The organism is Candidatus Paceibacterota bacterium (assembly GCA_028718635.1).
Lineage (GTDB): Bacteria > Patescibacteriota > Minisyncoccia > Phycocordibacterales > UBA9973 > UBA9973.
Genome location: JAQULK010000001.1, coordinates 59,102 through 72,393, shown reverse-complemented (window position 1 = coordinate 72,393; position 13,292 = coordinate 59,102). Strand labels below are relative to the sequence as shown.

Below are 13,292 nucleotides of genomic sequence, written 5' to 3'. Positions count from 1 at the left end.
GCAGAAAAAAAGCGATACCAAGAAAGGTGTGGGGGTTATCCACACCCCCTATTTCACATCATCTTTCTTTTGCTTTATAATTGAATCCATGATTAAAAGTCATTTAATTAGATATCAAAAAATAGCGATTGCTATTTTAATTATTATTCTTTTTGGTCTTCTTATTTTTTACTTTATTTCTCGGCCGAAATCTCCCCCGTCTCTTACAGATGAACAGCGGCTAGAAATATTACAAAAACCATCAAATATTCCTCCAGCAAATCCAAACATGACTGATGAAGAGCGACTCAAAATTCTGAGTCAACCATCCGAAGCATCTCCCATTACAAAAATAAAAAATATTAAATTCAATGAAAACTAAAATAATACAAAATATAAAATCCATCGTCTTAGCACTAATATTGGTGATTGGGGGTAGTTATGTTTTTGCTTCTAGTACGTGGGTTGGTCCTACAGCTACTGCTCCTAATAATAACACTGATACACCAATCAACGTTGGAAATATCGGTCAAATCAAACAAGGTAATTTATGGATAAAGGGTCTTACTACTTCCGGGGGTGCTGCTGCTTATGGTCTTATAGTTGAAAATGGCAACGTCGGCATCGGAACAACAAGTCCAACACAGAAATTAGATATATTAGGAGTTACTTATTGGGGAGATGTGAGTGGTAAAGGATTTTTAGGATATAACGGAAATAATGCTGTTGTGGGCGCTGGAGGTGCCGTTGGTGGATCATTAGTATTAAAAGCAAATGGAAAAGAAACTGTATATATCAGTAACGGCAACGTCGGTATTGGCACACCTAACCCTACTCAAAAACTTGATCTTGGCACTACTGGTAATATTACTGCCAATGACTATTGGATAAACAGCGTTGGCAAATGGGCGAGTCAGCTAAATGGTGGTGCATTGTCTTTTGGCGGAATTTATACAATGACAGGACCAAGTAGTAGTGCTGCTTGCGCACTGACGAATCCCGCTACAGGTGCTTGTTCTTGTCCGAATGGATATACATCACAAAGAATTGTTGTGACTCAATGTTCAGTTAATGGCGATTGTACTGGTGGAGATGGATCCAAGGCAACTGCTTATTATTGTTATAAATCATAGAACTAGTAAGAACAGTTCTTACTAGGGGATTACTTAAAATAGTTTCATACTTGCTATTTTAGGTATGTATATTGTATACTATATCTATGAATTATGTTAGAACAATATATGATACTTTGATAAAAAACTTAGGCAAAAAGCCTATAATAATACTCTACGGAGCAAGGCAGGTTGGGAAAACCACTCTTATCAAGGTAATATTGAAGAATTTTACAAAAACACTTTACTTGCAGGGAGATGATCCAAAAGATGCTCTCCTCTTGGAACATAGGTCATCAGACGAGCTTTCTCAGTTAGTGTCAGGGTATGATCTTGTGGTCATTGATGAAGCCCAGAGAATAAAAGACATCGGTATATCACTCAAATTGATTGCCGACAATGTTGAAGGCGCAAAAGTGATAGCCTCTGGTTCTTCCTCTTTCGAGTTAGCCAACAAACTGAATGAACCTCTGACCGGCAGGAATAGAAAATTTTATCTTTATCCTTTATCAATAAAAGAATTGGTTTCAGCGCACGGGAAAATAAAAATACAAAAAGAACTTGAGACGTATATGACATTCGGCATGTACCCAAAGATAGTTTCCGTCGAATCAAGAGAAGAAAAGGCGCTTCTGGTAAAAGAATTGGCTGGAGATTATTTGTTCAAGGATTTATTTATGTTTGGAGATATTAGAAATTCTTTTGCTTTTGAAAAGCTAATAAAGCTTTTAGCTTTGCGCATTGGAAGCGAGATATCTTATTCAGAACTGGCCAAGGAAGCCGGCATAACTAGGAGCACGGTCTTAAACTATGTGAATTTGCTTGAACAAGCGTTTATTGTCTTTCGACTTACTCCCTTTTATACAAATAAAAATAAGGAAATAAACAAAAGCCACAAAATTTATTTTTATGATATAGGTATTAGAAACGCTATTATCAACAACAACGATCCCATAGAATTTCGATTGGACAAAGGAGCAATCTTTGAAAATTTTTTTATTGCGGAAAAGATAAAACAACGAGAATATTCAGGGAGAACAAGTGAAATTCATTTTTGGAAAAACAGAAATGGGGCGGAAGTGGATTTTATAGAAATTTCAGATGGTCAAGTTGAAGCTTTTGAATGTAAATGGAAAGAAAAAGCAAGCGCGCCAAAGGCCTGGTTGGAAACATATCCAAAATCGATTTTTATGTCTGTAAATACTGAGAATATTATAGACTATTTCTAGCAAGAACAGTTCTTGCTAGGATGTAAGGTTGTATTTCTGTGTTTCTGTGGATAACTCATTGTGTATTTTTTATAGCGTAGGGAGTATAATAATAAAATTATGAAAATTTATTTCCCAAAGTTTCCCTCGAAGTTTTTTCCGAATTTTTTTTCGGAATCTTTCTTAAAAGTTATTTTTGTTTTAGTGTTTGGAGTTTTTTGTTTTTTACCTTTTTTAGCCTCAGCAAGCACTACGGACAATATTTCCGGTTATGCTTGGTCATCAAATATCGGTTGGATTAGTTTCAACTGCACGAACACTGGTAATAATTGCGCGACTTCGAGCTATGGCGTCAATAAAGATGCGAGCGGTTATCTTACAGGTTACGCTTGGTCACCCAATATCGGATGGATAAAGTTCGGCGGACTTTCTGGTTGGCCGACTGGTAGTGGAACCACCGCTGATAACGCGAAAATTACAGGTAGTAATTTAACTGGTTGGGCAAAAGCAGTTTCTGGAGGAGATGGCAGTAGTGGTTGGGATGGTTGGATTGCTCTTTCTGGTACAGGATATGGGGTAACTTTGGATAGTACTAGTTCTACACCATCTAGCTGTCCTTCGACTGAATGTGGTTGGGGGAGTGAAGTCGTGGGTTGGATTGATTTTAGTGGTGTTGCTGTTTCAGCGGCTCCTACCCCTACCCTTGTCGTCACCCCTTCTTCTGCTACCAAGAATGTCGGAGAAACTCAGCAGTTCGTAGCTACTTACGATCCAGACGGTTCCGGTCCTCAAGCTAGTCAGACTGTGACTAGCTCAGCTACCTGGTCTTCACTCAATACTGCTATTGCCACTGTTAACTCTTCTGGTTTAGCCACTGCAGTAAGTGGTGGTTCTACTTCTATTCGAGCTACATACAGTGGTCTGACTGCCTCTGCTACCTTCACAGTAGCAAGCACAGGCATGTATGGCACCTTAACTGCTTCTAATTGTACTATTGCATCCGGAGCAAGTAGTTGCATTACAAACCTAGCTTGGACTACAACTAATCCTGAGTGGACTTCTTCTTCAGTCACAACTCCTACAAATATCATTGTGGCAACTGGATTGTCAGGTTCAGCAACTTATTCTGTAACCGGTGGCTCTCCAAAAGGCACCAGAAATTTTTATCTTTATAATAATTCAAAATTACTTGCCACTACTACAGCTACTGCAACTTGCGCAGGAGGAACCGGTTGGGATGGGGCGAAATGTGCAGTGATACTTACTCCTGTTGATGGTGGGTGGAGCGATTGGAGTACTTGTGATGCTTCTTGTAACCAATCTCGTTCTTGTACAAATCCAAGCCCAGCAAATGGCGGAGCTAATTGTTTGGGAAATTCTTCTCAATCATGTACTGGTGGATCTTGTATTTCTGGTGGCTGTAATATTCTTCCAATGAAACATTACAAATGTGACGGTGATCCTGCTGTTTGTCCTCTTGGTTCGGCTGATCATACTTGTGATTCTGGTACAAATAGAATAAGTAGTCCCACTAAGTGGACTTGGACTTGTGGATCTGATTCTTGTTCACAAAAGAAAATTCCAGGGTATATAGAAGAATAACAAATTCAACCCCTCCTGACCCCCTCCCAACCCCTCCTGCCCTCCCCTTGTCAGGGGAGGAATTCACCTCTCCCCAGCCCCTCTCCTTATTAAGGAGAGGGGGAAAGCAAGGGGTGAGGTAGTCCCCCTGACAAGGGGGATTTAGGGGGTTGTATAAATTTTTGCTATACTATATCTACATGCAAATCGACGAAGAACAGTTGAAGAAATTTATTTTAGATGAGGGACTGGTGTCTAAAGCAGATCTTGACGATGCGTTTAAAAAAGCCGAAACTAAAAAACAAAAAGTAGGCGACATTTTACTTTCTGAAGGAAAAATATCCGAAACAGATTTAAAACGAATAGAAGCTTTTGTTTTAGGAATACCATTCGTTAATTTAAATGATCAAAAAATAGATTTCTCGGTACTTTCTTTTGTTCCTGAACCGATTGCGCGCAATTATAATATTGTTGCCTATAAAAAAAGCGAGAATGGCTTGGAGGTGGCAATGCTTGATGTGGATGACCTTCCGGTTATTGATTTTATTAAAAAACGTTCGGGGTTAAAAATCTTGCCTAGACTCACTGACACGACTTCTATAAAATCTGTCTTGGTTCAATATCGGCAGAGTTTGAAATCCGAGTTTCAAGATATCATCCAAAAAGAAACTGCTAACTTGAATGCTTCAGTAGGAGAGGATAGTGAAAATTTTACAGAAAAAACCGGCGAAAAGTCTGAATTGGAATTGAAAGAAATGGCGGAGGACTTACCAGTGGTTAAGATAGTGGATTCCCTGATTTTTCACGCAATCTTGCAAAATGCTTCTGATATTCATATTGAGCCCGGAGAGAGCGAGCTTACCGTGCGTTATCGAATAGACGGCATCCTGCATGACGCGATGGTCTTGGAAAAAAACGCCGGCTCCGGGATAACTGCGCGCATCAAAGTATTGTCCAATTTAAAATTGGATGAAAAAAGATTACCTCAAGACGGCAGATTTAAAATAGAGCAAAATGGAGAAAAAATTTCTTTCCGTGTTTCCACTTTACCGACTTTCTTTGGAGAAAAGACGGTGATTAGAATTTTAAAAGAAAATGCGCACGGTTTTTCTTTGGAGGTGCTAGGTTTCCACGGCGAGGGATTGGAACGAATCCATAATTCATTGAAACAAAAAACCGGGATGGTGCTCGCCACTGGCCCGACTGGAAGCGGAAAGACTACTACTCTGTATACCATGCTTGATCTTTTAAATAGACCGGAAGTTAATATTTCTACAGTGGAAGATCCTATCGAATATCAAATGCCGAGAGTAAATCAAACACAAGTCAAACCGGAGATCGGCTTAACTTTTGCAAATGGGCTTCGTTCGCTGTTGCGTCAAGATCCGGACATTGTGATGGTGGGAGAAATTCGCGATGGAGAGACGGCAGGATTGGCCGTCAATGCTTCCCTTACTGGACACTTGGTTCTTTCTACGATTCATACCAATTCTGCCTCTGGCGCGATTCCAAGACTTATAGATATGGGAGTGGAGCCTTTTTTAATAACTGCCACCGTAAAGACAATCATTGCTCAAAGACTAGTGCGCAGGCTTACGTCGAATAAAGAAAAATATTTTTTGTCTCCTGATGAGATAAAAAATCTGGGAAAGATAGTTGATTTAGATAGGGTGCTAGATTTTTTAAAAAATGAAAATATTATAAAGGAAAAAGATACTTGGGATGAAATTCCTTTTTATAAAGCAGTAAAGAGCGCTGAATTTGAAGATGGATATTCAGATCGTATCGGAATGCATGAAGTGCTAAAAGTAACTCCTACCATCAGGGAAATGATCCTCAAGGGAGGTTCTCAGGATGACATTGAAGCGCAAGCCAAAAAAGAGGGAATGATGACCATGATCGAGGATGGAGTCTTTCAGGCGGTCTTGGGTATTACTTCTCTAGAAGAAGTGTTTCGAGTGGTTTCGGAGTAATCCCAGAGTAATCCCGTTAGAAGCCGCGATCGCAATTTAAAACTAAATAAAAATATGAAATTAAATATTAGAAATATTTGTAACAAAAAAAGTCAGACGCGTGAATTGATCGCGATCTGCTTCTAACGGGATGCTTTTTTCTTACAGCGCAAAATCAAAAACAGGGGAAATTTTGGAAAGTATTTTAGACGCCACTGATCGCTATGCTCTTGCTCGTGAATTGCGTTCGCGCGGATACATTCCGTTATCAATTACAGAAAAAAAAGAAAATTTTGTTAATAAATTCTTGGCATTATCCGGTGTTTTTACAAAAATAAAAATCGGAGAACAGATTATCTTTACTAAAAATTTAAGCGGAATGATAAAAGCGGGCCTTTCGCTTTCCAGAGCTTTATCGGTTTTAAAAAAGCAAACAAAAAATCCTAAACTTAGTAGAATTTTAACATCTTTGGTAAATGATATAGATTCCGGAGAAACTTTTTCTTCCGCTCTTGCAAAATTTCCTGATGTTTTTTCAAAACTTTTCGTTTCAATGGTTCGCGCCGGGGAAGAATCTGGGAATCTTGCCGGAGCGCTCTCTGATATTGGATTAAATCTTGAAAAATCAAGTTCCTTGACTAAAAAAATAAAAGGTGCGCTCATTTATCCTAGCGTTATTATGTCGGCGATGGTTATTATCGGTGTTTTAATGTTTGCTTTCGTGGTTCCCACTTTAGCAGGCACCTTTAAAGAACTCGGAGTGAAATTGCCTCTTTCCACTCAAATACTTGTTTTTGTTGGTAATTTTTTTTCCAATAATTTGATATTGACCTTTGTAATTATTTTTGGGGCAGCTTTTGGCATTTTTTCTCTTTTTCGAGCCAAATTTATGGCTCCATATATTGATTTTATTGTTTTAAAGATCCCAATTGTTAATAATTTAACAAGAGAATTAAACACTGCGCGTACTGCACGTACTGTTTCTTCTCTTTTGTCTTCTGGTGTTTCTATCACAAGAGCAATTGAAATCACGCAAGACGTGGTGCAAAATATTTATTATAAAAAAGTTTTAAATGAAGCAAAATTAGCGATAGAAAAGGGAGAACCTTTTTCTAAAGCCTTTGAGGCTCACCAGAATTTATATCCTGTAATGATGTCAGAAATGATTCAAGTCGGAGAAGAGACAGGAAAATTATCTGATATGCTGCTCGAGATTGCTTTGTTTTATGAAGAAGAGGTTGAAAATAAAACCAAAAATCTCTCCACAATTATTGAGCCATTACTAATGATCGTTATCGGGGCTGGAGTCGGTTTTTTTGCAATCTCGATGATTTCCCCGCTTTATTCAATTTTAGGAAGCATAAATTAAGTTACTTATTCACATCAGTTTGTTTGTGTATCTTAAGCAAAGTTATATAATTACCTTAATGATTAAAATAAAACACTGGTGTAATTTTGTACTAGTCTCGCTTGTTATTTTTTCGTTTTTTTCTTTGGTTAGTGTCACTTCCGCACAAATCGTGACTCTTCCAACAGACACTAAGGTTGATTATCCAGTAGGGGATTATCCCATTGGAGTTGCTTTTGATAAAATAACCAATTCAATGTGGGTTGCAAATTATCATTCTAACACTGTCAGTAAGGTAGATATTTACACTGGCGCAAAAATTGATTATGCGGTTGGAATAAACCCTCGGGCGGTAGCGTTCGACAATGTGACCAATTCTGTGTGGGTAACAAATTATAGTTCTAATACTATTAGCAAAGTAGATATTTACACTGGCGCAAAAATTGATTATGCGGTTGCGACAAAACCATATGATATCGCCTTTGAGGGTGTCACAAATTCTGTGTGGGTAACCACTGACGAGACTACCGGTATACTTAGCAAAGTAAATATCTTTACTGGTGCTAGAACAGATTATTTTGACTGGTATTATCCTCGAGGTATTGTTTTCGATAATGTTACAAACTCTATATGGATAGGAAATTATTCTCCCTTCATTAGTAAAGTAAACATTTATACGGGAGTAAGAACTGATTATTCAACAGGATTGGGCAATGAGCAATTATATGGCCTTGCATTTGATAATATCACCAACTCTGTCTGGGCGGTAAGTTACCTTGCTGACACCATCATTAAAGTAAATATCTTTACTGGTGCTATGGCCGATTATGCGGTGGGGGCGGATTCATTTAATGCTACTTTTGACAACACAACCAATTCAATATGGGTAACAAATTATAGTTCTAATACTATTAGCAAAGTAGATATTTACACTGGCGCAAAAATTGATTATGCGGTTGCGACAAAACCATATGATATCGCCTTTGAGGGTGTCACAAATTCTGTGTGGGTAACTAATCCTAATTCTAATATTATCAGTAAAATTTCAATTGGTGAACCTGTGCAGCATCCGTGTTGTTCAAGTGTTCTTTTTCTACCAGGAATTAAAGGAAGTGTTTTGAAAACTGGTTCAGATACACTTTGGCCACCGACAATATTTAGTTTTAACGATGTATCCCAACTAGCGCTTACAACTAGCGGTGAAAGTGTGAATGATGTTCATACTGATGGTGTTTTGAATACATTTTACGGCACTCCAATATATGCTCCCTTTTCAAATTTCATGAATGGTTTGGTTGCCAATGGAACAATGAAGGAATGGATACCATTTGCGTATGATTGGAGATTCTCGCCGGAAACAATACTTCAAAATGGTGTAAAAACAGCCAATGGAACAGTTGATGTCATGCAAGAAATAGAAACCCTTGCATCGCAATCAAAAACAGGAAAAGTTACAATCATTGCTCATTCTATGGGGGGTTTTCTAGGAAAGACAATAATAAAAAAACTTCAAGACGAAGGGAAAGATAATATAATTGATTCTTTTGTGATGGTAGGTACACCCCAGCTTGGAACACCGCAAGCGGTAGCTTCGATACTTCATGGAGACGATGAAGGAATTGTGGCTGGGTTAATAACTAACCCTATAGGTATACGTAGAATAGCTCAAAATATGCCTAGTGCCTATAATTTACTTCCTTCTCCTCAATATTTTACTAAGATATCGAATCCAGTTATCACATTCAATACAGATGCTCCATTTACTCAAGTATGGAGAGATTTCTGGGGAACAGCTATCAATACCTACTCTGGTTTTCTATCATTTGTGACTGGGACAGGAATAATACGCACCAAACCAATAGAACAAAACCTACAGGACCCGGAAGTACTGCGACCTGAGTTTATGACAAATGCTGCCAATTTTCATAGTACATACGACAATTATCAATTTCCAGATCATATTCGCGTTGTTCAGGTTGCAGGTTGGGGTAGTCCGACAACAAAATCTATTGAATATAAAATGGATCATGGATATCCAAACTATGATACAAAATTTACTATCGAGGGTGATGGAACGGTTGTTTTTCCAAGTGCAGTTTCGTTGGTTGCTGATGAAACATATTTTTTCAACATTATAGATTACAACAAAGCGTTTAATTCTAATGCTCAACATCGAGACTTACTCAGCACAAATACATTACAGAACTTAATACAATCAGTAACTAAAAAAGAAGATATTACAAATATAGATTTTCTATCAACCACGAAACCACTAGTAGCAAACCTTAGTGACCAACTTATTGTCAGTACTCACTCTCCCGTCATTCTTGGTGTATATGATCAACTTGGAAATTTTACTGGTATTGATCCAAATCAAGACCTTTCTGCTAATGTACTCTCTATTAAAGAAAATATTCCAGGAAGCACGTTTCTTTACACGAGTGGAAGTCAAAATATATTTCTACCCAAGGTGGGTAATTACAACTTCATCTACAAAGGAGATGGCAATGGACCAACCACTGTTGCGATTGAAAATTTTACTGCCGATGTGGCAACGCCAATAGTTTCATATACAGATATTCCAACAACAAGTTCGACTGCTGCGACTTTCACTGTGCAAAGTGCTACACCAGAAAATACGACCATAAAACTTGATGTGAATGGAGAAGGAGTAATTAAAATAATTCCCCCAGACGAAGGTCTTTCTCTTAATGGACTTATTGCGCTTCTTAAAGAAGAAATATCTATGATAGTTATTAGCGACAAGTTCAAACAAAGTCTCTTGAGAAAAATATCCAATCTTGAAAAAAAGAGAACGTTAGTTAGAGTCCCATCTAATTTAGCAAGCAGTATATTGAGAGAAGCTGGGAAAGATAAAATATCTGATACTGATGCGCAGACACTTATTAATCTTTTGAGTCAGATTGAAAATCTTATAAAATAAAAAAATATGAATACAAAAAAAATTACTTTTGGTTTACTATTACTTTCTTTGTTTGGTTTGGGGATAGGTTTTTTTTTATTGAAGTTTTATGAATGCGGGTATAGTATTTTCTGCTACAACTTAATAAATACATCCAAGGCGCTTTTCTATGGCATGTCTGCACTAGCACTTGTATTCTTTATACTAATTTTTGCACAGCAAGCCTTTTCCGCCTGGAAAAAGTTTGCCATTTGGTTTATTCCTCTTGCCACCCTGCTTTTTATTTTTTACCCAAACCCTAGTTCCGGTGATTATTTTTCTCCATACCCTGAACAGATATTCAAATGGGTAAGTATTATGTATGTTGTAATCAGTATTCTAATTATTGCTTTAAAACAATCAGACAAAGAGACAAGAAGGTTAACCTAAAAGAATAATAATGAAAAATTTATACAAAAAAGGAATAACAATTATAGAGTTATTGGTAGTATTAGCAGTGCTCGGTATTATTTTTTCAGTTGTTATTCCGCAATTTTCTAAAATGAGAGAGAATCAAGTGTTGAAAAGCGGAGTTTCCGATACGTTATCGTCTATAGATAAAGCGCGCGGGGAAACGCTTGCATCTTTGAATTCTTCTTCTTATGGAGTGCATTTCCAATCTGACAAAGTTATAATTTTTAAAGGCACAGATTTTTCCACTCGGGATACAACAAAAGATGAAACAATAAGTATTGCAACACCTGCTATTATATCTAGTGGTACACTTACCCTACCCGTGGATATTTATTTTAATCGTCTTTCTGGAAGTCCGAGTAAGACTGGCACAATAACTATTTCCACTCCTGTCTATTCAAAAATTATTACAATTTCTGCTACGGGAGTGGCTAGTGTGGATTAAAAAATGACTAAAATATTTCAAAATAGAGGGTTCATGGTGGTTGAAGTACTTGTAGCCGTTTCCATTATTACTGTTTCTATTTTAGCTGCGATGACGGTCGCTCAAAAATCAATATATGTTTCTCGCCAAGCTTTTCATATGACTCAAGCGTCATTCTTGTTGGAGGAAGGAGCGGAAAATGCGCGAATCGCCCGAGATAATGCTTGGAGCAATGTGTCCACCCTCAGTACTTCGGAGCAAGTAGGTATTTTCAACAGAACAGTCGTCGCTTCGGATGTGAACCGAGACAACGACACTAAAAACATAGTCGGTTCCGGAGGCACTCTTGATCCTGGAACAAAATTAATTACAGTCACAGTTTCTTGGCCGGAGGGAGGCGCCACTCTTACTAAGACATTGCAATTTTATATAACAGATATTTTTTCATAAAACATACAAAAATTATGCGAACACTGCGAAAAACTGCGAAAACAAAACCAGACAGCGCCTTAGGCGCTCAGACAGCGCCTAAGGCGCTGTCTGGTGGATATGGTGTTTTAGAACTTCTCTTTTATATTGCCTTTTTTTCGGTTCTTTCTTCATTGGTGATCAATGCCATGATAACAATGGCAAGATCGTTTAAGGAAACTACTATACAGGCAGAACTAGTACAAAGTGGAAGTATCATGGAAAGGATGTCGAGAGAAATCAGGCAAGCGAACGGAATCATCTCCATCGGCACAAATGATTTAGTGCTTGATGCTGGAAGTGGCAAAACCACTGAATTTAAATTTATTAGTCCGAATATTCAACTTTGGGATACCGGTAGTAATATTGGAAACCTAAATTCACCCAATACTACAGTGACCGCTCTCGCTTTTACTCAAATAAATACGACCAAAGGAAAAGCAGTTAAAATAGTTTTAACTCTTAAGTCTGCCAATGATACATCAGGCAATACTCAAGATTTTTATGATACGATTGTTTTAAGAGGGAGTTATTAAATACAAAAATTATGCGAAGACTGCGAAAAAATACAAAAAGAAATTCACAATCCGGAGCAGCGATGCTGATATCGGTTATCTTTTTTCTTTTTATTTCTTTGGCGATAATTGCTGGGCTTGTGGGTCCAACTGTACAGGAATTTAAAATATCTAGTGATCTAGTTAAATCTAAGCAAAGTTTATTTTTATCTGAGTCAGGAATAGAGGACGCTTATTTTAGATTAAAAAATTCAACAACAATTAATTCTCCAATTTCTATAAATTTAGGTGGAAATACTTCGGTAACGACAATAACTGACTCAGGTTATAATGAAAAAACTATTATTTCTCTCGGAGATGTTTCTTCTAGGCAAAGAAACAGTGAAATGGTTTTATTGGCAGGTGATGGAGTCTCTTTCAGTTATGGTATTCAATCCGGAGTAGGTGGATTTGTTATTGGAAATGCAATCGTGCATGGAAATGTTTATTCAAATGGAAATATAACCGGAGCAAATGGTGCTAGGATTACTGGTTCAGCATTTGCTGCAGGGGCATCTGGGGTTATCGATAATATTGATGTTGGGGAAAATGGTGAGGGAGATGCTAGGGCGCATACTGTGAACAATTCCACTGTTTTGGGCAATCTCTATTGCCAAAGCGGATCGCATAATAATAAATCTTGCAATATCTCCGAGCCGGATCCAGTAGCTGTGGATATGCCGATAACAGAAGTGATGATAAGTAAATGGAAACAAGATGCTGAGGCAGAAAATAATATTATTATCGGTGATTTAACTATTACATCCTCTCAAAATTTGGGACCGGTAAAAATTACCGGAAATTTGGCGATTAATGCTGATATTACTGTTACTGGGACTATTTATGTTATGGGTAATATAACTACTAATAATGGCGCTCACATTACCTTGAGCAGCTCTTATGGTTCCACCGGGGGAATTATTGTTACTGACGGTCGAGTTACGTTGTCAAATAATGTAAAGTTTTTTGGATCAGGAGGCCCCAACACATATGTTTTGTTAGTCACAACCAGTGCTTGTCCTTTAGGATGTTCTGGATTGAATGCCATTGAAATTTTAAATAATGTGGGGGCGATACTTGTGAATGCTCAAAATGGCACAGTACATCTTAATAATGGCGTAGAGCTGAATGAGGTGGTAGGAAAAACTATTGACATAGACAACAGCGCGGAGATTTGGTACCTTTCAGGTTTGGCAAATCAAAATTTTACTTCCGGACCGACCGGCGGTTGGGACATTAAAAATTGGAAAGAAGTTCAATAATTTTTTTTAAATATGATACAATTTCTCT

General features: G+C 37.7%; 12 protein-coding genes. All 12 read left to right on the top strand.

The features are described 5' to 3' along the window. Positions 1-88: 88 nt before the first annotated feature. The 12 genes from PHT16_00365 to PHT16_00310 all read left to right on the top strand — a co-directional run bounded on the left by PHT16_00365 (position 89) and on the right by PHT16_00310 (position 13,264). Positions 89-361, top strand: coding sequence for a hypothetical protein (locus PHT16_00365; protein ID MDD5720892.1), 273 nt, complete (start codon positions 89-91; stop codon positions 359-361). After that, entirely contained in the window at positions 351-1,112 is a 762-nt protein-coding gene (locus PHT16_00360; protein ID MDD5720891.1) for a hypothetical protein, read from the top strand. Before PHT16_00365 ends, PHT16_00360 begins: the two co-directional genes overlap by 11 nt. An 86-nt stretch (positions 1,113-1,198) precedes the next feature. After that, positions 1,199-2,320 carry an ATP-binding protein gene (locus tag PHT16_00355; GenBank protein ID MDD5720890.1) on the top strand — a complete coding sequence of 374 codons (1,122 nt, stop codon included), beginning with the start codon at positions 1,199-1,201 and terminating at the stop codon, positions 2,318-2,320. Positions 2,321-2,419: 99 nt separating this feature from the next. Continuing rightward, positions 2,420-3,901, top strand: a complete 1,482-nt coding sequence (locus PHT16_00350) for an Ig-like domain-containing protein (GenBank protein MDD5720889.1) — start codon at positions 2,420-2,422, stop codon at positions 3,899-3,901. A gap of 179 nt (positions 3,902-4,080) precedes the next feature. Then, positions 4,081-5,853: an ATPase, T2SS/T4P/T4SS family gene (locus PHT16_00345; protein MDD5720888.1), complete on the top strand. Its 1,773-nt coding sequence runs from the start codon at positions 4,081-4,083 to the stop codon at positions 5,851-5,853. A gap of 130 nt (positions 5,854-5,983) precedes the next feature. After that, the gene (locus tag PHT16_00340; GenBank protein MDD5720887.1) at positions 5,984-7,201 is read left to right on the top strand and encodes a type II secretion system F family protein; all 1,218 of its coding nucleotides are present in this window, start codon (positions 5,984-5,986) and stop codon (positions 7,199-7,201) included. Between the two features lie 58 nt (positions 7,202-7,259). Then, entirely contained in the window at positions 7,260-10,124 is a 2,865-nt protein-coding gene (locus PHT16_00335) for a hypothetical protein (protein MDD5720886.1), read from the top strand. Positions 10,125-10,130: 6 nt separating this feature from the next. Next, the gene (locus tag PHT16_00330) at positions 10,131-10,532 is read left to right on the top strand and encodes a hypothetical protein (protein ID MDD5720885.1); all 402 of its coding nucleotides are present in this window, start codon (positions 10,131-10,133) and stop codon (positions 10,530-10,532) included. A 10-nt stretch (positions 10,533-10,542) separates the two neighbouring features. Continuing rightward, the gene (locus PHT16_00325; protein ID MDD5720884.1) at positions 10,543-11,001 is read left to right on the top strand and encodes a type II secretion system protein; all 459 of its coding nucleotides are present in this window, start codon (positions 10,543-10,545) and stop codon (positions 10,999-11,001) included. A gap of 3 nt (positions 11,002-11,004) precedes the next feature. Then, a complete protein-coding gene (locus PHT16_00320) occupies positions 11,005-11,430 on the top strand; it encodes a hypothetical protein (protein MDD5720883.1) in 426 nt (141 codons plus the stop codon). A 14-nt stretch (positions 11,431-11,444) separates the two neighbouring features. After that, entirely contained in the window at positions 11,445-11,984 is a 540-nt protein-coding gene (locus PHT16_00315) for a hypothetical protein (GenBank protein ID MDD5720882.1), read from the top strand. 11 nt (positions 11,985-11,995) lie between these two features. Then, positions 11,996-13,264, top strand: coding sequence for a hypothetical protein (locus tag PHT16_00310; protein ID MDD5720881.1), 1,269 nt, complete (start codon positions 11,996-11,998; stop codon positions 13,262-13,264). Positions 13,265-13,292: the final 28 nt, after the last annotated feature.

Excerpts from the sequence above, each read along its gene's own strand:
- PHT16_00325 (MDD5720884.1), top strand. The coding sequence starts at position 10,543 with ATGAAAAATTTATACAAAAAAGGAATAACAATTATAGAGTTATTGGTA.
- PHT16_00340 (MDD5720887.1), top strand. The coding sequence starts at position 5,984 with ATGCTTTTTTCTTACAGCGCAAAATCAAAAACAGGGGAAATTTTGGAA.
- PHT16_00365 (MDD5720892.1), top strand. The coding sequence starts at position 89 with ATGATTAAAAGTCATTTAATTAGATATCAAAAAATAGCGATTGCTATT.
- PHT16_00320 (MDD5720883.1), top strand. The coding sequence starts at position 11,005 with ATGACTAAAATATTTCAAAATAGAGGGTTCATGGTGGTTGAAGTACTT.
- PHT16_00355 (MDD5720890.1), top strand. The coding sequence starts at position 1,199 with ATGAATTATGTTAGAACAATATATGATACTTTGATAAAAAACTTAGGC.
- PHT16_00335 (MDD5720886.1), top strand. The coding sequence starts at position 7,260 with ATGATTAAAATAAAACACTGGTGTAATTTTGTACTAGTCTCGCTTGTT.
- PHT16_00315 (MDD5720882.1), top strand. The coding sequence starts at position 11,445 with ATGCGAACACTGCGAAAAACTGCGAAAACAAAACCAGACAGCGCCTTA.
- PHT16_00350 (MDD5720889.1), top strand. The coding sequence starts at position 2,420 with ATGAAAATTTATTTCCCAAAGTTTCCCTCGAAGTTTTTTCCGAATTTT.
- PHT16_00310 (MDD5720881.1), top strand. The coding sequence starts at position 11,996 with ATGCGAAGACTGCGAAAAAATACAAAAAGAAATTCACAATCCGGAGCA.
- PHT16_00345 (MDD5720888.1), top strand. The coding sequence starts at position 4,081 with ATGCAAATCGACGAAGAACAGTTGAAGAAATTTATTTTAGATGAGGGA.
- PHT16_00330 (MDD5720885.1), top strand. The coding sequence starts at position 10,131 with ATGAATACAAAAAAAATTACTTTTGGTTTACTATTACTTTCTTTGTTT.
- PHT16_00360 (MDD5720891.1), top strand. The coding sequence starts at position 351 with ATGAAAACTAAAATAATACAAAATATAAAATCCATCGTCTTAGCACTA.